17 protein-coding genes are annotated in these 19,972 nt (G+C 67.8%); 9 read left to right on the top strand and 8 right to left on the bottom strand.

From position 1 onward, the window contains the following. The first annotated feature begins 8 nt into the window (after window positions 1-8). The 3 genes from AC1RM6_RS20735 to AC1RM6_RS20745 all read left to right on the top strand — a co-directional run bounded on the left by AC1RM6_RS20735 (window position 9) and on the right by AC1RM6_RS20745 (window position 4,422). Window positions 9-899: a helix-turn-helix transcriptional regulator gene (locus tag AC1RM6_RS20735; RefSeq protein WP_493104705.1), complete on the top strand. Its 891-nt coding sequence runs from the start codon at window positions 9-11 to the stop codon at window positions 897-899. A gap of 341 nt (window positions 900-1,240) precedes the next feature. Further along, window positions 1,241-2,971: a family 43 glycosylhydrolase gene (locus AC1RM6_RS20740; RefSeq protein WP_493104707.1), complete on the top strand. Its 1,731-nt coding sequence runs from the start codon at window positions 1,241-1,243 to the stop codon at window positions 2,969-2,971. Window positions 2,972-3,003: 32 nt separating this feature from the next. After that, a complete protein-coding gene (locus tag AC1RM6_RS20745) occupies window positions 3,004-4,422 on the top strand; it encodes a carboxylesterase/lipase family protein (RefSeq protein WP_493104709.1) in 1,419 nt (472 codons plus the stop codon). Between the two features lie 194 nt (window positions 4,423-4,616). On the opposite strand, the gene AC1RM6_RS20750 is transcribed toward AC1RM6_RS20745, so the two are convergent. Together AC1RM6_RS20750 and AC1RM6_RS20755 are read right to left on the bottom strand one after the other, a co-directional pair. Continuing rightward, entirely contained in the window at window positions 4,617-4,823 is a 207-nt protein-coding gene (locus AC1RM6_RS20750; RefSeq protein WP_493104711.1) for a hypervirulence associated TUDOR domain-containing protein, read from the bottom strand. Between the two features lie 138 nt (window positions 4,824-4,961). Further along, window positions 4,962-7,532 (bottom strand): TonB-dependent receptor, encoded by a 2,571-nt coding sequence (locus AC1RM6_RS20755; protein WP_493104713.1) that lies wholly within the window; start codon window positions 7,530-7,532, stop codon window positions 4,962-4,964. 595 nt (window positions 7,533-8,127) lie between these two features. Here AC1RM6_RS20755 and AC1RM6_RS20760 point away from each other — a divergent pair. Then, window positions 8,128-8,532 (top strand): nuclear transport factor 2 family protein, encoded by a 405-nt coding sequence (locus tag AC1RM6_RS20760; protein ID WP_493104715.1) that lies wholly within the window; start codon window positions 8,128-8,130, stop codon window positions 8,530-8,532. Here the strand turns inward: AC1RM6_RS20760 and AC1RM6_RS20765 are convergent. From AC1RM6_RS20765 to AC1RM6_RS20775, 3 genes are read right to left on the bottom strand one after another with little or no spacing between them, the layout of a single operon-like run. After that, the gene (locus AC1RM6_RS20765; protein WP_493104717.1) at window positions 8,516-9,088 is read right to left on the bottom strand and encodes a DNA-3-methyladenine glycosylase; all 573 of its coding nucleotides are present in this window, start codon (window positions 9,086-9,088) and stop codon (window positions 8,516-8,518) included. The two genes, AC1RM6_RS20760 and AC1RM6_RS20765, sit on opposite strands and share 17 nt — an antisense overlap. A 6-nt stretch (window positions 9,089-9,094) precedes the next feature. After that, window positions 9,095-9,937 (bottom strand): oxidoreductase, encoded by an 843-nt coding sequence (locus AC1RM6_RS20770; protein ID WP_493104719.1) that lies wholly within the window; start codon window positions 9,935-9,937, stop codon window positions 9,095-9,097. Between the two features lie 12 nt (window positions 9,938-9,949). Next, window positions 9,950-10,945 carry an aldo/keto reductase gene (locus tag AC1RM6_RS20775; RefSeq protein ID WP_493104721.1) on the bottom strand — a complete coding sequence of 332 codons (996 nt, stop codon included), beginning with the start codon at window positions 10,943-10,945 and terminating at the stop codon, window positions 9,950-9,952. Window positions 10,946-11,062: 117 nt separating this feature from the next. Between AC1RM6_RS20775 and AC1RM6_RS20780 the strand changes: the two genes are divergently transcribed. Next, window positions 11,063-11,956: a LysR family transcriptional regulator gene (locus AC1RM6_RS20780; protein WP_493104723.1), complete on the top strand. Its 894-nt coding sequence runs from the start codon at window positions 11,063-11,065 to the stop codon at window positions 11,954-11,956. A gap of 97 nt (window positions 11,957-12,053) precedes the next feature. After that, entirely contained in the window at window positions 12,054-14,360 is a 2,307-nt protein-coding gene (locus tag AC1RM6_RS20785) for a glycoside hydrolase family 3 N-terminal domain-containing protein (protein WP_493104725.1), read from the top strand. Between the two features lie 14 nt (window positions 14,361-14,374). Here the strand turns inward: AC1RM6_RS20785 and AC1RM6_RS20790 are convergent, their stop codons facing one another. The 3 genes from AC1RM6_RS20790 to AC1RM6_RS20800 are packed head-to-tail and all read right to left on the bottom strand — an operon-like array spanning window position 14,375 to window position 16,996. Further along, window positions 14,375-15,055: an esterase family protein gene (locus tag AC1RM6_RS20790; protein ID WP_493104727.1), complete on the bottom strand. Its 681-nt coding sequence runs from the start codon at window positions 15,053-15,055 to the stop codon at window positions 14,375-14,377. Between the two features lie 44 nt (window positions 15,056-15,099). Then, on the bottom strand, window positions 15,100-16,065 hold the full coding sequence (locus AC1RM6_RS20795) for an acetylxylan esterase (protein WP_493104729.1): 966 nt from the start codon (window positions 16,063-16,065) through the stop codon (window positions 15,100-15,102). A 58-nt stretch (window positions 16,066-16,123) separates the two neighbouring features. Next, window positions 16,124-16,996: an aldo/keto reductase gene (locus tag AC1RM6_RS20800; protein WP_493104731.1), complete on the bottom strand. Its 873-nt coding sequence runs from the start codon at window positions 16,994-16,996 to the stop codon at window positions 16,124-16,126. Window positions 16,997-17,394: 398 nt separating this feature from the next. Between AC1RM6_RS20800 and AC1RM6_RS20805 the strand changes: the two genes are divergently transcribed. From AC1RM6_RS20805 to AC1RM6_RS20815, 3 genes are all read left to right on the top strand, one after another. Further along, on the top strand, window positions 17,395-18,702 hold the full coding sequence (locus AC1RM6_RS20805) for a hypothetical protein (RefSeq protein ID WP_493104733.1): 1,308 nt from the start codon (window positions 17,395-17,397) through the stop codon (window positions 18,700-18,702). Window positions 18,703-18,850: 148 nt separating this feature from the next. Then, a complete protein-coding gene (locus AC1RM6_RS20810) occupies window positions 18,851-19,159 on the top strand; it encodes a hypothetical protein (protein ID WP_493104735.1) in 309 nt (102 codons plus the stop codon). A 233-nt stretch (window positions 19,160-19,392) separates the two neighbouring features. After that, window positions 19,393-19,827, top strand: a complete 435-nt coding sequence (locus tag AC1RM6_RS20815) for a hypothetical protein (RefSeq protein WP_493104737.1) — start codon at window positions 19,393-19,395, stop codon at window positions 19,825-19,827. Window positions 19,828-19,972 lie beyond the last annotated feature (145 nt).

Below are 19,972 nucleotides of genomic sequence, written 5' to 3' on the forward strand. Positions count from 1 at the left end.
ATGGCGCGATGACGGCGCGCGACGATATCAACCTGCCCTCGGACAGCGTGATGGCGGTGCGCGCCGAGCTGCGCACCGCGACGATCGACGTGCAGATCGCCGGGTTCGATCTCAACGGCCCGATCGACAATATCATGCGCGAGGCGCCGGGCTATAGGCTCAACCAGTGCCTGACCCCGCGGCCGCTCAACGCCCGCGGCTGTTTCGTCGATGCCTGGGGGCCGCACCGGTTCGAACCGCTCGGCGAGATCTTCCTGCTGCCGCCCGGCCACCGCCTCCACACCCGCAGCGAGAGCGGCCGCCAGGCGTCGATCGTCTGCGAGATCGCGCGCGAGGCGGTCGAGGCCTGGCTCGACGAGCCGCCCGAATGGACCGACCGCCGGCTCGAGGCGGCGCTCGACGTGCCGAGCCCGCATATCCGCACCCTGCTCGGCCGGCTCGCCGAGGAGGCCTATCGGCCGGGGCTCGCCAGCGCGGCGATCGTCGACCTGCTCGGCCGCCAGGTCGCGATCGAGGTGGCGCGGTTCAGCGTCGCGATCGGCGACGGGCCGGCGACCGGCGGGCTGGCGGCGTGGCGGCTGCGCTTCATCGACGAACGGCTGCGCAACCTCGCCGCGCCGCCGACGCTCGAGGAACTGGCGGAGCTGTGCAACCTGTCGGTGCGGCAACTGACCCGCGGCTTCCGCGCCAGCCGCGGCTGTTCGATCAAGGACCATATCGCGCGCAGCCGGATCGACGGCGCCAAGCGGATGCTTGCCGGGCCCGACAGCGTCAAGGCGATCGCCTTCGCGCTGGGCTTCGCGTCGCCGTCGAGCTTCGCCCACGCCTTCCGCCAGGCGACCGGGATCACCCCGCGCGAATTCCGCACCAGGACGCGGGGCGAGACCGCGTCGCATTGAAACGCGGGGGCGCTGCATAGGCGCTGACGCTTCTTCTGCCCCTCTCCCGCTCTTTGCGGGAGCGTGAGGCGGTCGGTTCTGCCCCCGGCAGAAACCTAAGTTATGCCGGAGGCATAACTTACCGCTCACGGGGTGAGGGTCTTCTTCTTCTGTCGACTGCGCCGCGAACGAGAAGAAACAGAAGAAGACCCTCATCCAAACCTTCTCCCGCAAGCGGGAGAAGGCTTCAGAAGAAACCAAATCAGCGCCTATTCGACGACGGGCATCGTCGAAAGCTGTTGCCATCCGGCCCCGTATCGGTATTTTTTCAGATACTGAAAAAATAAATCGGAGAGGGATATATGAGCAAGCCACTGGCGGTCGCCGGCCTGGGTCTGTCGGCGGTGCTGGCGCTGGCGCCTATCGATCCCGCCGCGGCGGCCGGCCGGCGCGAGCGGACCTACGCCAATCCGGTCGATCTTCCCTATCGCTATCAGCCCGACCGTTTCCACACCCCCGGCTTCGTCCCCTATCGCGAGGCCGCCGATCCGACGCTGGTGCGGTTCAAGGGCCGCTACTGGATGTTCGTGTCGCATTCGAAGGGCTATTGGCACTCGACCGACCTGCTCCACTGGACCTTCGTCGAGCCGACCGGTTTCGATGTCGAGAAATACGCCCCGACCGTGGTCGCGATCGGCGGGCGGCTCTATCTGGCGGCCAGCGAGAATGCGAAGAAGATTTGGGTCACCGACGATCCGATGACCGGGCAATGGACCGAGGCCGCGAGCATCAGGCCCGGCTACAACGACCCGTGCCTGTTCCTCGACGATGACGGCCGGCTCTATATGTATGAAGGGTTGAGCGGGGTCGGGGTGCTGCGGGTCGTCGAGCTCGACCCGAAGAGTTTCCAGCCGATCGCCGAGGCGCGCATCCCGGCGTCGCGCGACAAGGCGAGCCGCGGCTGGGAGGTGGTCGGCGACCATAATGAGAAACCGGCGAGCCTCTCGTTCATCGAGGGCGCCTGGATGACCAAATATAAGGGCCGCTATTATCTCCAATATTCGGCGCCCGGCACCGAGTATAAGAGCTATGCCGAAGGGGTGCTGGTCGCCGACAGCCCGATGGGGCCGTTCGCCTATCAGCCGAACAGCCCGGCCTCGTCGAAGCCGTCGGGGTTCATCGCCGGCGCAGGCCATGGCAGCAGTTTCCAGGGCGCCGACAAGAGGTGGTGGCATGTCGCGACGATGAGCATCTCGCGCCGCCATCCGTTCGAGCGGCGGCTCGGCCTGTTCCCGGCGCGCTTCACCCCGCAGGGCGAACTGGCGGTCGATACCTATCTCGGCGACTATCCGCATTATGTCGACGGCGACCGCGGGCTGACCGGCTGGATGCTGCTGTCGCGGCACAAGCCGGCCACCGCCTCCTCGTCGCTCGACGGCTTCGGCCCCGAGCAGGCGGTCGACGAGGAGGTGCGCAGCTGGTGGTCGGCGAAGACCGGCGATCCGGGCGAGTGGTTCCAGATCGATCTCGGCGCCGCCCAGCGGATCGACGCGCTGCAGGTCAATTTCGCCGACCAGGACAGCAAGGGAACGGGGATCAGCCGCGACGGCTATCGCTACCGGATCGAGGCGTCGATCGACGGCAAGGCCTGGCAGACGATCGTCGATGCCGCCGCGACCGGGCGCGACGCGCCGCACGACTATCGGGTGCTGGCGAAGCCGCGCCGGGCGCGGTTCGTGCGGATCGTCAACGTCCATGCCCCCGATGGCGGCCGCTTCTCGCTCTCCGATCTGCGGGTGTTCGGCCAGGGCAGCGCGCCGCCGGCGGCGACGGTCGCCGGAATCGGCGGCACCCGCGACGCCGCCGACCCGCGCAAGGCGAAGATCGCCTGGCAGCCGGCGAAGGGCGCCGAATATTACGTCGTCCGGGTCGGCATCCGCCCCGACCTGCTCAGCCAGAGCTGGCAGGTCTATGACGGGCAGACCAGCCTCGACATCGCCAGCCTGACCGCGGGGCAGCGTTATTTCGTCGCGGTCGACGCGGTCAACGACCATGGTATCAGCACGGGGCGGACGATCGCACCGATCGAATGAGGAGCGTGGGGATGGGCCGGCAGGGGAACAGCATGGGATGGATCCGCTTCGCGCTGCTCGGATCGATCGGGGCGGCGTCGATCGGCACCGCGTCGATCGGCGCCGCGCCGGCCGAGCAGGTCCGCGTCGCCGAGGGCAGGCTGGAGGGCGTGCGCGACGGCGATGTCGTCGCCTATAAGGGGGTGCCGTTCGCGGCACCGCCGGTCGGGCCGCTGCGCTGGCGGGCACCGCAGCCCGCGGCGAAATGGGCCGGGGTTCGCGATGCGCGCGACTATCGCAACGACTGCATGCAGTTGCCCTTCCCGAGCGACGCGGCGCCGCTCGGCACCCGGCCGGCCGAGGATTGCCTCTATGCCAATGTCTGGCGGCCCGCCGGCGCCAGAAAGCGGCTGCCGGTGCTGGTGTGGATCTATGGCGGCGGCTTCGTCAATGGCGGCGCCTCGCCGCCGACCTATGCGGGCGCCGCGCTCGCCCGGCAGGGGATCGTCTTCGCAAGCTTCAACTATCGGGTCGGGCGGTTCGGCACTTTCGCCCATCCGGCGCTGACCCGCGCCGACGCCGACCATGGCCTGCTCGGCAATTATGGCTATCTCGACCAGATCGCCGCGCTCACATGGATCCGCCGCAACATCGCGGCGTTCGGCGGCGACCCCGACCAGGTGACGATCGTCGGCGAGAGCGCGGGCGGCATGTCGGTCCACAATCTGCTGACCTCGCCGCTGGCGAAGGGGCTGTTCGCGCGCGCGGTGATCCAGTCGGGCGGCGACGGCGGCGGCATGGGCGGCGCCGCGAGCCTGGCCGAGGTCGAGGCGATCGGCACCACCTTCGCGACGTCGAAGGGCATCGCCGCCGACGATCCCGCCGCGCTCGCCAAATTGCGCGCGCTGCCGGCCGAGACGGTGACCGACGGGCTCAACCTGGCGACGATGCGGCGTCCGGGGCCGCGCACGGCGAGCGCGCCGTTCGCCGACGGGCGGATCGCGGTCGATGTGCTCCCGGCCTATGCCGCCGGCCGCTTCGCGCATGTGCCGGTGATGGTCGGCGCGACCAGCGGCGATATCGGCGGCCGGACCGGAATGATGGTACGCGGCGCGCGCGACATCGCCGGGCTGCTCGCCGACAAGGGGCTGCCGGTCTATCATTACCGCTTCTCCTATGTCGCCCGGTCGGCGGCGGGATCGGGCGGGCAGGGCGCCGGCCATGCGAGCGACATCCCGTTCTTCTTCGACACCGCCGACATCAAATATGGCGATCGCACCACCGCGCGCGACCGTGCCGCGGCGGGGTTCGCCAGTTCCTATCTGGTCAATTTCGTCAAGCATGGCGATCCGAACGGCCCGGGCCTGCCGACATGGCGGCGGTTCGACCGCAGCGGCGACGAGATGCTCGACTTCGCGGCCGACGGCAGTGCGGTGCCGGGGCGCGACCCTTGGGCGACGGAGGGGCGCTAAAGCATTCTCAAACTTGTCGCGGAGAATGCGGAAAGAAGATCTTTCCAAGGATCTTAAATCCAGACCGTTCGTGTCGAGCGCAGTCGAGACACCCCGCGGTAGTCGAGCGTGTTTCGCTTCGCGATCCACGCTCGACTGCGCTCGACACGAACGGAAAAGAGGGGGTGGGGATTTAGACCGTTGGTATCGGGCGCTCAGTCCTTGGTCAGCGCTTCGGCCTTGTGCGCGGCGCGCTTGCCTTCGTCGGTCTCGACCAGCCATTCGGGATGGTCCTTCGAGGCCGCGACCTTGTGGCCCTTGATCCGGGTCGGGGTGGTGAGCTTGCCGACGACCTTGCCATGGGCGGTGCCGCCATGGCTGTTCCAGCTGACCGCATCGCCCGTCTTGACCGCCTTCGCCATCGTTCCGCTCCATCGTCCGGTGACGGCATAGCGCATGGCGGCGCGGGGCGTTCCCGGGAGGGATCTGCGGCATCATGAAGAAAACACCGGACGGCGCGGGGCCGCCCGGTGCAGGAGGGGGAACGATGATCGAGAGGGTTATTTCTCGAAGCTGTACCGCAGCCGGAAGCCGTACATGCGCGGTTCGCCGACGATGTTGGAGATGAAGCCCGACGAATAGGCCTGGTCGTTGGCGCTGATATAATATTGTTTCTTGGTGACGTTGGTGACGAAGAAGGCGGCGTCGACCGGGCTGCCGGCGATCCCCTCCCAGGTCAGGTTGAGGTTGGCGAGGCCATAGCCCGGCAGGATGCCGCCGCCGGTGGTGGTCGCCGCGCAGGCCGCCGCGGTCTGGCCGGCGAAGCGCCCGGGGATGCACGAGTCCTGCGCGACCTGGGTGGCCGACAGATAGACATAGGTGCCGCCGAAGCTGACCTTGCCGACCGATTCGGGCAGCGGCAGCGTGTAGCTGGCGCTGATGTTCAGCTTGTGCGGGGTGGCGGCGGGGATGACGTCGCCGACCGCGGGCGGACGGATGTCGTTATAGGGCAGCGCCAGCCCCGAAACCAGCGCGGTGACGTCCTGGATCTTCTTGATGCGGGTCTTGAGATAGGCATAGGAGACGTCGAGCTGGAAGCCCTGGAACGGGTTGATGCCGAGTTCGACCTCGCCGCCATAGAGTTCGGACTTGCCGACATTGAGGATCGCGGTGGTCTGGGTGCACGAGGCCGGCGCCAGGCACTGGAAGCCGAGCTGGATCTGCTGGTTGCTGAAGTCGTTATAATAAGCGGCGAAGTTGATGTGCCCCGGCACCGCGCCGCGCCAGCTCGCCTTGGCGCCGACCTCGTAGGTGTCGACCTTCTCCTTGTCATAACCCTGCAGCTTGTCGGCGCCGAACGGATTGACCCCGCCCTGGCGATAGCCGCGCGACCATTTGAGGTAGAGCAGGACGTCGTCCTGCAGCTTGTAATCGAGGTCGAGCAGCCAGGTCGGCGCCGAGGTCTTCACGGTCAACGCCTGTTTGCACATGGTGAAGCGGTCGGCGATCGGCCGATAGGGGTTGGTCGCGGTCCCCTTGAAGCCGAAGGTCGGGGTCGCCGCGCAGGATGCGCTCAGCGTGTTGGCGGGGGCGGGCAGGTTGGGCGGGGCGACCGCGCTCGATATGCCGTTCAGCGAGATGTCGACGACCTGCCAGGCGCTCGCCATCCGGTCCCAGGTGTAGCGGATGCCGGCGGTGAACTTGAGCTTGTCGGTGAAGTCGTAGCTGGCCTGGCCATAAGCCGCGACGCCGCGATATTTGGTCAGCACCGTGCTGTAGGTCTGCCGGCCGAGCGAGGTCGCGCCGCCGTCGTTGAGCTTGCAGTTGAAGGTGGCGATCTGGATGCACGGGGTGAAGGTCGCCGACTGGGTGCCCGACTGGCCGAGCGGGCGGCTCGATTCGAAATAGAGACCGCCCTGGTAGATGAAGCGGCCGTCGCCGGGATGGCCCTGGAACTGGAGTTCCTCGACGAAGGTGCTTTCGGCGTTGGTGTCGCGCCCGTCGATCACATGGGTGCCGGTGAAGTTGCGGACCTGGAGCGGGCTGGTCTCGGTCCCCGCGGGCACGCCGACCGGGTTATAGATGCCGAACAGGTCGATATTGTTCTGGCCGCGGAATTCGGCATAGGAGGCGATGTTCTTGACCGTCAGGCTGTCATTGGCCTGCCAGCTGGTGGTGTTGATCCCCTGCCAGGTGTCGGTCTTCGACAGCGCGTCGGCCATGCTGTTCGACACCGTCCAGAAATCGCCATAGGCCTTTTCGCGGGCGATCTGCGCGCAGGCGAGCGCGCCGCCCGAGGCCGCGCCGGTCGCGGCGGGGGCGCCGGGGAAGCAGCGTGTGACCTTCGGGGTGGTGCCCGATCCCTTCGACTTGGCGTAGGTGCCGATCGTGTAGTTTTCGAGATTGGGGGCGAGGTCGACGACCAGGCTGCCGCGCAGCGCGATATAATCCTGGCTGCCCATGCCCGGCCCATAAGGACCGTCGCCGATCCGGCCGGCATTTTTCAGATAGCCGTCGCGCTTGCTGCGGTCGACGCCGAGGCGCACGCGCACCGTGTCGGCCAGCGGCACGTTGACCACGCCCTGGACGCGGCGCAGGTCGTAATTGCCGATGCTGCCCTCGGCATAGCCCTCGAACCGGCTGGTCGGCTTGCGCGGAACGATCAGCACCGCGCCGCCGGTCGAGTTGCGGCCCTGGAGCGTGCCCTGCGGGCCCTTGAGCACCTGGACGTTCTGCAGGTCGAACAGCTGGCCCGGGCCGGCGCCGTCGCCACCGGGCGACGCGCCCGACCCGCGCGGGGCGACGACGTCGGCGAAATAGGTGCCGACGGTCGCGGTGGTGCGCTGTTCCTGGGTGAAGCCGCGGATGGTGAAGGTGGTGTTGTCGGCGCCGTAGCGCGCGTTGAGCGTCAGGCCGGGGGTATAGGTCGCCAGATCCTTGACGTTCTGGACATTGTTGTTGGTCAGCTGCTGCTGGTTGAGCACGCTGATCGAGATCGGCACGTCCTGCAGCCGTTCCTCGACCCGACGGGCGGTGACGATGATCTCGGATATGTCGTCGGACTGCGCCCAGGCCGGCGCGGAGGCCATCGCGCTCAGCGCCGTCGAGGCGACAAGCACGGCTTTGGACACGGTTCTCCCGTGGGTCGATCTGGTCATTTTCCTCTCCCTAGTTCGGCTTATGCGGCCCGTTTTCCGGGCTCGTCATGGCCGCCAGCATCCCCCGCATCGCGGGCGTCGGCTTGACCATTTCGGACAAAATGACAATATTTCTGCAAAACTTCAGTAGAGGTCGCGATCGGTCATAGATCTCGATTCCATGATCGCGAAGATATTGGCGCTTATCCGCGATTTTCTGCAGTGATGTTACGAATAATAAGCCAGGTTAGCAGCATGGATTTGCCGTTATGCTGCGACGCGACATGATTTTGACGTCGCTATGCCGAACGGGGAGAATATCGCGAATTTGCGCGATAAACATCGACAGTGGATGAAGAAGACAACATCGGTGTCGATGATGTGCCGAAGCCGGAATTTCGGGCTTGTCCGTAAAATGTGATATCATATCGTCGCGGGACGGGGTCGATGATCCGGGCGATGTCGCCGCGTCGGGGGCGTGGAACCGTCGGGTGATTCGGCAGCGGCCGACTTGGTCTCGGCGGGATGGCTTTATCGTGCCGGCCGCCCCATCACATCATCGTGCCGAAACCGATCGAGGAGCGCAGGGATGGACGACGATGCCGTGCGGGCCATGCTGGAGCGCCACTGGCACGCCGCCGACAACGACGATTTCGCGGTCGAGCATGATATCTACCACCCGGACGCGGTGCTCGACTATCCGCAGTCGGGCGAACGGATCCGCGGCCGCGCCCATATCGAGGAGAGCCGCCGGGTCCAGCCGAACCGGAAGCGCTTCGCGGTCCGGCGGATCGGCGGTTCGGGGGCGCTGTGGGTCAGCGAACTGATCCTGCGCTATGACGGGGTGCCGTCCTATGTCGTCAGCCTCATGGAGTTTCGCGGGCGGCAGGTGATCCACGAGACCCAATATTTCGCCGACCCGTTCGCGCCCGGGCCGTCGCGGGCGCATCTGGTCGAGCCGATCGACGCGCAGCCCGTTACGCCGGGCGGCTGAGGAAGCGCGATCCGGTAAGGCAAAAGCGCCACGGCGTGTCGATAGCGCGGGAGAGGCCGATCCGCGGCCCGGCGCCGACCGTGACCGGATCGGTCGCCGGGTGCAGCGCGAACGGCGGGGCATCGAGCGGGTGCCCGTCGAGGGCGCGGTCGACCCCGAGCGCCTGGCACAGCCGCCCCGGACCCGCACAGAGAAGGCGCGGATCGGCGGTGCCGCGGCGCCCGGCCATGCGGTCGAGCCGGTCGGTCGGTTCGAGCGCGCGGATCAGCACCCCGCTGGCGGGCAGACATACGAAATTCAGGCACCAGTGCAGCCCGTAGCTGCGATAGACATAGGCATGGCCGGCCGGTCCGAACATCGCGGCGTTGCGCGCGGTCGGCCCGCGGAAGCAATGCGACGCCGGGTCGTTCGCGTCATAGGCCTCGGTCTCGACGATGAGGCCACCGACCCCGTCGACCAGCAAGGTGGTGCCGATCAGCGCGCGGGCGACGCTTTCGACGTCGCGCGCGAAAAAGCCGGGCGGGAGTTGCCGTCTATCGCCGGGCGCCGTCGGCATCCGGCATCAGTCCGCGTCGGGAAAGTCGGTGGTGACGCTGACCGCCGCCCACGCCGCGATCTCGTCGCGCTGGGCATCGATTTCCTTGCCGACATAGCCGACCGCGTCGCTGCCGAGCAGCAGCCGCACCGGCAGCGTTTCGCCGGCAAGCGTCTCGATCAGGACGCGGGCCGCGCGCACCGGATCGCCGGGCTGGGTGCCGTCGGTCCTGTCATTGCCCTTGCGGCGCGGGCCGGCGGTCGCGGCATAGTCGGCGATCGCCTGCGCGCTGCCGTGGAGCGAGCGGCCGGCGAAATCGGTGCGGAACGCGCCGGGTTCGACCATCAGCACCCGGATGCCGAGCGGTGCGACCTCGCGGCGCAGCGCGTCCGACAGGCCCTCGAGCGCGAACTTGGTCGCCGAGTAGAAGCCCGATCCGGGCGCCGCCAGCCGCGCCGCGATCGAGGTGATGTTGACGATGGTGCCGCTGCGGCGCGCGCGCATCGCCGGCAGCACCGCGCGGGTCATCGCGAAGGCGCCGAAGAAATTGGTCTCGAACATCGCGCGGATCGCCTCGTCCTCGCCTTCCTCGACCGCGGCGCGATAGCCATAGCCGGCATTGTTGACGAGGATGTCGACCCCGCCGGCCTGTTCGACCGCCGCGACCGCGGCGGCGATGTCCTCCGCCGAGGTCACGTCGAGTTTCAGCGCGGCGGCGTTGGCATGACCATCGACCAAGTCGGCGAGCTGGCCGGGATCGCGCGCGGTGGCGAAGACGCGGTGCCCCTGTGCGATCAGTTCGGCGGCGAACGCGCGGCCGAGGCCGGTCGAGCAGCCGGTGATCAGCCAGGTGGGTTTTTGCTCGGGCATGATTGCCTCCTATCAGAGCCGCGTCATCTTCAACACCGGTTCGGGCAGCCGCGCGCCCTCGACCGCGAAGTTCGCGGTGCCGGCATCGATCTCGGCGAGATCCTGCGCCGACAGGATCAGATCGGCCGCGCCGAGATTGTCGCGCAGCCGGTCGAGCCGGCTGGTGCCGGGGATCGGCACGATCCACGAGCGCTGCGCGAGCAGCCAGGCGAGCGCGACCCGGGCGGGGGTGGTGCCGCGGCGATCGGCGACGCGCCTGACCACCGCGACCAGCGCCATGTTCGCCTTGCGGGCCTCGCGCGAGAAGCGCGGGACATGGTTGCGGAAATCGTCGGGCGCGAACACCGTATGCTCGTCGATCTGGCCGGTGAGGAAGCCCGCGCCGAGCGGGCTGAACGGCACGAAGCCGATCCCGAGTTCCTCGACCAGCGGCAGCAACGCCTGCTCGGGCTCGCGCCAGAACAGCGAATATTCGCTCTGGAGGGCGGCGACCGGCTGGACCGCATGCGCGCGGCGGATCGTGTCGACCCCGGCTTCGGACAGGCCGAAATGGCCGACCTTGCCGGCGTCGATCAGATCCTTGACCGCGCCGGCGACCTCCTCGATCGGCACTGCCGGATCGACGCGATGCTGGTAGAACAGGTCGATGCGGTCGGTGCGCAGCCGCCTGAGCGCGGCATCGGCGACCGCGCGGATATGGTCGGGTCGGCTGTTCACCCCGCCGCGGCGTTCGCCGGTCGCTTCGTCGATGTCGAAGCCGAATTTGGTCGCGATCACCACCTGGTCGCGCACCGGCTGCAGCGCCTCGCCGACCAGATCCTCGTTGGTGAACGGGCCATAAGCCTCGGCGGTGTCGAAGAAGGTCACCCCCATCTCGACCGCCGCGCGCAGCATCGCGATCGCGTCGTGCCGGTCGCCGCCCGGGCCGTAAGCCCCGGCGAAGCTCATGCAGCCCAGGCCGAGCGCCGAAACCTGAAGGCCGGCGGTGCCGAGTGTCCGTGTTTGCATCATCGTCTCCGTCGAATGTCCGGACCGGAGATAGCGCGCATCGATCCTTTCGATTAGACGAGGCAAAGTGCATGCGCCTATGACGTCATGTCATGAAACCGGATCGGGAGCGATGGCGTGCGGCGTGAGGATCTGGGCAGCCTGGCGATGTTCCTCGCGGTCGCCGACGAACGCAGCTTCACCCGCGCGGCGGCGAAGCTCGGCGTGTCGCAATCGGCGCTCAGCCATGCGATGCGCCGGCTCGAGGCGCGGCTCGGCCTGCGGCTGCTGACCCGCACCACCCGCAACGTCGCGCCGACCGAGGCCGGGGTGCAACTGATCGAGACGCTGCGGCCCGCGCTCGACGAGATCGACGGCAAGCTCGCCGCGCTCACCGACATTCGCGAGCGGCCGGCGGGCAACGTGCGGATCGCGGCGTCGAAACATGCCGCACGGACGGTGCTGTGGCCGGCGATCGACCGGCTGGCCGCCGCCTATCCCGACATCCATGTCGAAATCTTCGTCGACGACGCCTTCACCGACATCGTCGCGGAGCGCTTCGACGCCGGAGTGCGGCTGGGCGAGCGGGTCGACAAGGACATGATCGCGGTGCCGATCGGGCCGAGGCTGCGCATGGCGGTCGTCGCCACCCCCGCTTATTGGGCGCGCCATGGCCTGCCCGAGACCCCGCACCAGCTCGATCGCCACAACTGCATCAACCTGCGGCTGGCGAGCGCGGGCGGGCTCTATGTCTGGGAGTTCGACAAGGACGGCCGCGAGGTCCGGGTGCGGGTCGAGGGGCAACTCGTCTTCAACGATGTCGACCTCATCGTCGACGCCGCGATCGCCGGCCATGGCATCGCCTTCGTGATGGAGGACCGGGTGGCGAAGCCGGTCGCCGACGGCACGCTCGTCCGCGCGCTCGACGACTGGTGCGAGCCGTTCGACGGCTATTATCTCTATTATCCGAGCCGCCTGCAGCCGTCGCGGGCGTTCGGCCTGCTGCTCGAGGCGCTGCGCTATCGGGGGTGATGCTTGCGGTCGAGCCGGGCGCCCATCGCGAGACGCCCGGGGTTCATGTTCGGGGCGGTGCCGCTAGGATAGGCCGCCATCATCCGGAGAATAGCCCATGACGTCTTATCCCGCCGCGGACATGCAGGTGCATCGCGTGCGGGCGGCCGGTCTCTCGCGCCGCCGGCTGCTCGAAGCCGGTGTCGCCGCGCTGGCGCTGGGCGCCGCCGGACCGGGGCGGGCGCTGGCGCGCATCGCAAGGCGCGATCCGTTCATCGAGGCGCTGATCGGCCGGATGTCGATCGAGGAGAAGGCGGGCCAGCTTTCGATCTATCCTGCGCCGGGGACCGCCGCCAACATCAACCCCGACACCGCGCCGACCCCGGGCCAGCTGGCGACGACCGCGACGATCGCCGCGGGAAAGGTGGGGGGCTATTATAATGGCGGCAGCCTGCAGGTCGCGCGGGCGCTGCAGAAGATCGCGGTCGAACAGTCGCGGCTGAAGATCCCGCTGATCTTCGCGGGCGACATCATCCACGGACTGAAGACGGTCTATCCGGTGCCGCTGGGCGAGGCGGCCAGCTTCGACCCCGATCTGTGCGAGCGCACCGCGCGCGCCACCGCGATCGAATCGACCGCGCTCGGCTATCACTGGACCTTCGCGCCGATGGTCGACATCGCCCGCGACCAGCGCTGGGGCCGGGTGGTCGAGGGCGCTGGCGAGGATCCGTGGCTCGGCAGCCGCATCGCCGAGGCGCGGGTGCGCGGCTTCCAGGGCCGCGACCTGCGGGCCGAGGATTCGCTGCTCGCCTGCCCGAAGCATTTCGCGGCCTATGGCGCGGTGCAGGGCGGCATGGAGTATAACAATGCCGACATTCCCGAGACGACCCTGCGCGAGGTGCATCTGCGGCCGTTCCGCGCGGCGTTCGACGCCGGCGCGCTGTCGACGATGGCGAGCTTCAACGATATCGGCGGCATCCCCGCCAGCGGCAACCGCCATCTGCTCACCGATATCCTGCGCGGCGAATGGGGTTTTCGCGGGCTGGTCGTGTCCGATTATGAATCGGCGAAGGAACTGGTCGCGCATGGCTATGCCGCCGACGAACCCGACGCGGTGCTCAAGGCGCTGAGCGCGGGTTGCGACATGGACCTGCCCGGCGGGCTCTATATCCGGCATATCCCCGACCTCGTCCGCGCCGGCCGGCTCTCGCCGAAGATCGTCGACGAGGCGGTGCGCCGGGTGCTCGGGGTCAAGAAGGCGCTGGGGCTGTTCGACAATCCCTATCGGTCGCTCGATGCCGGCCGCGCCGCCGATGTGCGCCGTCCGGAGGCAGTCGCGCTGGCGCGCGAGGCGGGGCGCAAGGCGATCGTCCTGCTCAGGAACGACGGCGGATTGCTGCCGCTGCCCAGGGCCGGCCGATCGATCGCGCTGATCGGCCCGTTCGTATCGGACCGCGCCGACCTTGCCGGGCCCTGGTCGGTGTTTCCCGACCGGGCGAAGATGGTGACCCTCGAAGAGGGGTTTCGCGCGGCGATGGGGCCGGACGCGAAACTCGTCGCGGTGCGTGGCTGCGATGTCGAGCGTGCGATTCCGGGCGGGATCGACGCCGCGGTAGCGGCCGCCCGCGCCGCCGATGTCGTCATGCTGCACATCGGCGAGGACACGGCGATGTCGGGCGAGGCGGCCTCGCGCACCGCGATCACGATTCCGGCGGCGCAGCGCGCGCTGGTCGATGCGGTCGCGGCGACGGGCAAGCCGCTGGTCGTGCTGCTCAAACATGGGCGGGCGCTCGAGCTGCCCGACAGCGTCCGGGGCGCCGCCGCGATCCTGTGCACCTGGTTCCTCGGGTCCGAAACCGGCCATGCGATCGCCGACATCGTCTTTGGCGACCATGCGCCGCAGGGCCGGCTGCCGGTCAGCTTTCCGCAGGTCTCGGGGCAGGAGCCCTTTTATTACAACCATCGCGCGACCGGGCGCCCGCAGGTGCGGCCCGGCGACCGCGCCTTCAAGGCGCGCTACCGCGAGGTCACCGACGAGGCGCTCTATCCGTTCGGCCATGGCCTGGGCTATTCGTCGGTCGACTATGGCGCGACCCGGCTCAGCGCGGCGCGGCTGGCGTGGGGCGGCACGATCGAGGTCAGCGCCAGCCTGACCAACGGCGGCGGCCGCGCGCAGCACGAGGTCGCCCAGCTCTATGTCCACGATCGGGTCGCCAGCATCGTCCAGCCGGTGCGCGCGCTGAAGGGCGTTCGCCATGTCGATCTGCAGCCCGGCGAGACCGCGACCGTCGCCTTCACCCTGTCGGGCGACGATCTGGCGTTCGTGCGGGCGGACCTGGCGATGGCGGCGGAGCCCGGCCTGTTCGACATCTGGATCGCGCCGTCGTCGATCGGCGGCACGCCGGCCAGCCTCGCGCTCGACTGATCCGGTTCGGGCGATCAGACGTAGAGCGCCGCCATCTTGCGCCAGGCGCCGGCGCGGTGGGCGCGGCCTTCCCAGAAATGGAGCTGGTGCGGCACGCCCTTGTCGGTGAGCAGCCAGCTGAGATGCCGATTATTGTCGAGAAAGGGGTCGGCCTTGCCGACCGCGAGCACGATGTCGAGCGCGCGCAGCCGGTCGAGCCGCCAGCCGTCGCTCAGCCCGGGCAGGAAATGGGTCGGGGTGTGGAAATAGATGTCGTCGTCATAATGGCCGTCGAACAGGTCGCCGAAATGCTCGACCTTCACCGTCAGGTCGTAGCGGCCCGACAGGGCGATCAGCTTGCGGAACAGATGCGGGTGGCGGAACACCAGGCTGGCCGCCTGGAAGGCGCCGAGGCTGCAGCCCATCGCCATCGTGCAGTCGTGCGGGTTGTGCGCGGCCATCAGCGGCAGCACCTCGTGGAGGACATAGTCCTCGAGCGCGACGTGGCGGCGGATGCGGTCGACGGGGGAACGGTGCGGCGCGTAGAAACTCTCGCGCGCCAGCCCCTCGATGCAGTAGAGCTGGAGGTGGCCGGCGTCGATCTTGTCGGCGAGGCTGGCGACGATGCCGAGCGCCTCATATTCCCAGAAATGGCCGTCGCGGGTGGGGAACATCAGCAGTTTCGCCCCGGCATGGCCGAAGATCAGCAGTTCCATGTCGCGAGCCAGTCGCGGACTGTACCAGCGCCGATGCTCGCGTCTCATGTCGCTCCGAAAAAGGCTTCGATCCGGGTACGGTGCAGCTTATGCTGCGCCTCGCTGCCCGGATAGTCGAAATGGCCGGCGTCGAGGATGACGGTTTCGTTACGGTTCGACGTCGGCAGCGCATAAGCGACCGAAAACTGGCAGGGCGGCGCCACCACCGGATCGAAGCGCGCGACCGCGACCAGCATCGGGATCGCGATCCGGGTCGCGGCGGTGGCGGCGTCGAAAAAAGCGAGGGTTTCGTCGACCTCGGGATGGGTCTTGCGAAAGGCCTGGACCGCGTGCGCGCTGCCGGTGGTCGGCAGGGTCAGCCAGAGCGGCATGTTGCCGAAGGTCGGCACCTCGAGATGGCCGCGGTCGATGCGCGGGTCGAACGGCAGCGCCAGCGCGCCGATGCCGCCGCCGAAGCTGATCCCGCTATAGCCGGTGCGACCGGCGAGCCCGGGATGGAGCCGGTCGAGCACCGACACCGCCAGCCACAGATCCTCGACGCAGCCGCCCAGAATATAGCGGTCGCGATCGTCGATATCGTGGAGGACGTGCCAGCCGGGATCGGTCGAGATCGGCGGGCGGCTGCTGCGCGACAGCCCGCGGAAACAGGGGAAGAGGATCGCGGTCTCGCGGACCGGCATGTCGAAATCGGGGGCATCGCGTCCGCCATAGCCATGGCCGACGACGAGCCCGCGGCGGACCGGGCCGTGGCGCGGCAGCAGCAGCCAGCCGTGGATCGGGAAATCGTCGGTCGAGCTATAGGCGATGTCGTGGACGATCCAGTCGGGATGGCGGGATTCGCTCGGCGAAAGCCACGGCCGCGGGTCGCGACCGATCGCGCGGTCGTAGCGCGCGCGCCAGAAGGCGTCGAAGCCAGGCGGGGCGGGCGGCGGCGTCAGCGCGCGCAGTTGGTCGAGATCGAGGCCGTAGCTCGGGTCGAACGGATAGGGATGCGCGGTCGGGATGGCCATGCGCCCTCTATCCCCCGCCCCGAAGGGGAGGGGAAGGGGGCGTCGCGACCGGCTCGCTTCAGCCCGCCTTGGCCGCCCCGTCGATCTGGGCATATTCGGCATCGCTCAGCACGATCCCGGCGCCCGCGACATTCTCCTCGAGATGCGCGACCCGGCTGGTGCCCGGGATCGGCAGGATCACCGGGCTGCGGCGCAGCATCCAGGCGAGCGCGATCTGGCCCGGGGTGGCGCCCTTGGCATGGGCGATGCTGTCGACCACCCCGCCGGGCTTGGCGAGGTCGCCGGCGGCGAGCGGGAACCAGGGAATGAAGCCGATGCCGTTGGCCTCGCAATAGTCGAGCACATCCTCGTCGGCGCGGTCGGTGAGGTTGTAGCGGTTCTGGACGGTCGCGACCGGGAAGACCTTGCGCGCCGCCTCGATGTCCTCGACCGAGACCTGGCTCAGCCCGGCATGGCGGATCAGCCCCTCGTCGAGGAACGAGCGGATCACGTCGAACTGCTCGTCGCGCGGCACCTTGGGGTCGATGCGGTGGAGCTGCCACAGGTCGATCCGGTCGACCTTGAGCCGGCGCAGGCTCATATGGACGCATTGGCGCAGATAATCGGGGTTGCCGACCATCGCCCAGGGGCCCTGGTGGTTGGGGAAGCGGACCAGCCCGCCCTTGGTCGCGACGGTGAGCCCGGCATAGGGGTGGAGCGCCTCGGCGATCAGATCCTCGCTGACGAACGGGCCATAGCTGTCGGCGGTGTCGATCAGGTCGATGCCGAGCTCGGGCAGGCGCCGCAGCACCCGCAGCGCCTCGTCGCGGTCGGTCGGCTGGCCCCAGATGCCGGGGCCGGTGATCCGCATCGCCCCAAAGCCCAGCCGGTTGACGGTCATGTCGCCGCCGATCGTGAACTGGCCGGAGGCGCGGGCGTCGATATCGGGCATGGGATCACCTTGGAAAAGGAGGCGGCGGGGAGGGCGGTGGCGCCGCCGAGTTATGCGCTGATGGGCGGGATTCAAGAGCCGGGGCAACGCCGCGCTGCATTTATCGAAAGCCACTAAAAGTGCACTGTCACCGAATTAATTGACCGCGATCGACGCGCGCGGCGCGTCAGGTCGCCATCCGACGGAAGGGCAGCCGCAGGGCATGGCCGCTACTATGCGGGCGACATTATAGTTATGCGCGAGATTTTGGTTGAAACCGCATTGTCATCAATGCGCATGATCGCCGAAACCTATGCTATTCAAGCCTGACGTCCTGCTATTCATCGGGTTTGAATGGAAGGGTTCGACTTTCCTTTCTCAATCGGAGACGCCGGGTGGAGGATCGCGCAGAAGACAAGGTGACCGCCCCGCTGATCGACGCCGCGATTCGTCATATCGACGCGTTGAACCTATCGCCGGAACAGGAGACGAAGCTGGCGGCGCTGCACTGGTCGCGCAGCATCGGTGACAGGGTTCGCGATGTCGAAGCCGAACTGCGCGCGATATTGACCGACCGGCAACTGCGCTTCCTCCTCGCCAGCGAACTGATCGAAAAGCGCAGTTCGGTCGACCATGTGATCGAGAAGCTCGTCGACGAACGGGTGGACGCGAGCATCGACGAGAAGGTGAAATCGCTGTCGGTCGTCGAAACGGAGCTGGCGGCCGCGGTGCTGGGCCGGCTGATCGGCTGGGCCAGGCTCTTCGGCTATTTCGTGGCGATCCCGCTTGGGTTGCTACTGCTCATCTTCGCGCTTTTCGGGCTGAAAAGCTTCGACGACGTGCGGCACGCCGCGGATAATGTGAACACGGTCATCAGGGAATCCAAGGCGGAGATCGAAACTTCGCGGGCGGAGTTGAAGCGCAATCAGGAACGGTTGCAGTCCAATCGCGCGCAGTTGGAGCAGATGAACCGGCAGTTTGGCCCTGAGCAGATCAAAGTCGCCCGCCACCAGCTTGAGCAGGCGCAACATGATCTGGAGGCCACGCAGGCCCGGCTGCGCCAATTGCTGGACGACGCAAAAGGCAATGCAACGGCATCACGCACCCAACTGGCGGAGTTGCAGCGCAGGCTCGATGAAAATCGCCGGCAGATTTCGGCTTTGGGGACGACCGTGGGTCGTCTGGCGGCTGCGGCAGGGATGGAGGTCACGGGCGCCTTGCCGACGCTGATCGTTCCACCCGACGGACAGCCCGGCCGTCGGGCCGGCGCGCTCGCCAATTGCGCGATCACCGAATATAACCAGAATGTCAGAGAAGCCGGTGGAAGCGCGCAAATTCTCGAATATGCCAAGGCGCTTGGTTTTCCGCCGGACACGAAAATTCCGTGGAGCGGAACATTCATCGGCTTCTGCCTGAGCAAGGTGGGAGCCACGAGCCAGATCAAACCTTCGGGTGCGAATTTCGCGATGATGGAGATGGCGAAGCGGAACGGCATCTGGACCGCGAACGGTCCGGCCGCTCGCCCGCAGCCGGGCGACATCTATTTTATCAGCCGGGTGGGAGACGTCGGCAAGAGCGGCTTTCGTCCGATGCAGTCGGGCATCATATGGCGCAGCTTCGGGGCCGACTTTGAGGGCATAGAGGGCAATCTGCAAAACCGCCTTCTGGTTTCGCCTCGCTCGTTGTCCAGCCCCGGGCTCGAGGGCTTTGCGCGTCTTCGGGACTGAAATGACCGCCATCCGGGAATGGGCCGGCAGGTGACAGGAGGATGTCCGCGCTGAAACGCGCTGCAATTTTCCCGATATGCGGCTTTCCTACAACAGCGGCTGCCCCGGGGCGACGATCTGCCCCGGGGGTGAGGAGTGTATTCCCGCCATGAAGATGTTTCCGCACCCGGCCCCCGAGACGCCCCCCGCGATCCCGCTCGTCGACAATCCGTTCGCGCCCGAGATATTGAGCACGGGGATCGCCGGCTTCTCGATCATCAACGGCGTCATCACCCTGACGCTCGAAAATGTCCGCTGCGACCATAGCCGCGCCCAGCCCGAGCTCGAGCGGGTCGTCGTCGCCCGGCTCGCCATGTCGGTGCCCGGCGCACAGGCGTTCCTGACCGGCCTCTACCAGTTTCTGGGCCAGCACGGCGTCAATCCGCTCCACAATGAAGGGGTGGCGACATGTCAGTGACCCGGCCAGTGAGCCATCCGGTGCCGACCTATTTGCCGCTCGGCCATTTCCTGCCGATCCGCTGGTGCGACCGCGCGGTGGCGATGGTGATGCGGCCGCAGCCGGCGCCCCGCTATCGGTCGCGGGTCCGCATCGCGACGGGGCCCGCTCCGACAAAAGTCGCAGGATTGACCCGATTTTAACCCATGTTAGCGCAGAACATTCCCCGAAGCAGGTCTTTGGGGAATGTCCGCATGATGGAAGTCTTGCTCGAAGAGCATCGCGCGATGTTCGCGGTCGCCGACGAGATTCTCGCCCGGGTGTCGGTACCGGCGATCGATTTCGCCGAACTCGGGCGGTTGCGCACCCGGCTGGCGCAGCGGATGCGGCAGCATCTGGCGAGCGAGGAGGCGCTGGTGTTCGCGCCGCTCAAGTCGATCGGCGGCGAGGCGATGCTGCCGGTGCTGGCCGCGCTCGGCGCCGAGATCCGCGACATCCGGCTCGATTATTCGCAGCATGTGCGGGTCTGGCACGGCCGGGCGATCGCCGCCGATCCGGTCGGCTACCGCTCGGCGCTCGGGCTGCTGATCCGCCGGGTCAAATGGCTCGCCCAGCGCGAGGAGGCCGAGATCTACGCGCCGGTCGCGCGGCTGCTCGCCGAGGCGCAGGCGATCCGGGTCGCGGCGTGAACGCGCGGCGGAGGGGCAATTCGGTGACAGTGCACTTTTAGCGATAGCCTCGCGCTAAAAGTGCACTGTCACCGAATTGGAGCGTAGACGCTCGCTACGCTCGCGACCCACCCCAACCCCTCCCTTGAAAGGGAGGGGCTTAAGA

The organism is Rhizorhabdus sp. GW822-FHT03C02 (assembly GCF_058801765.1).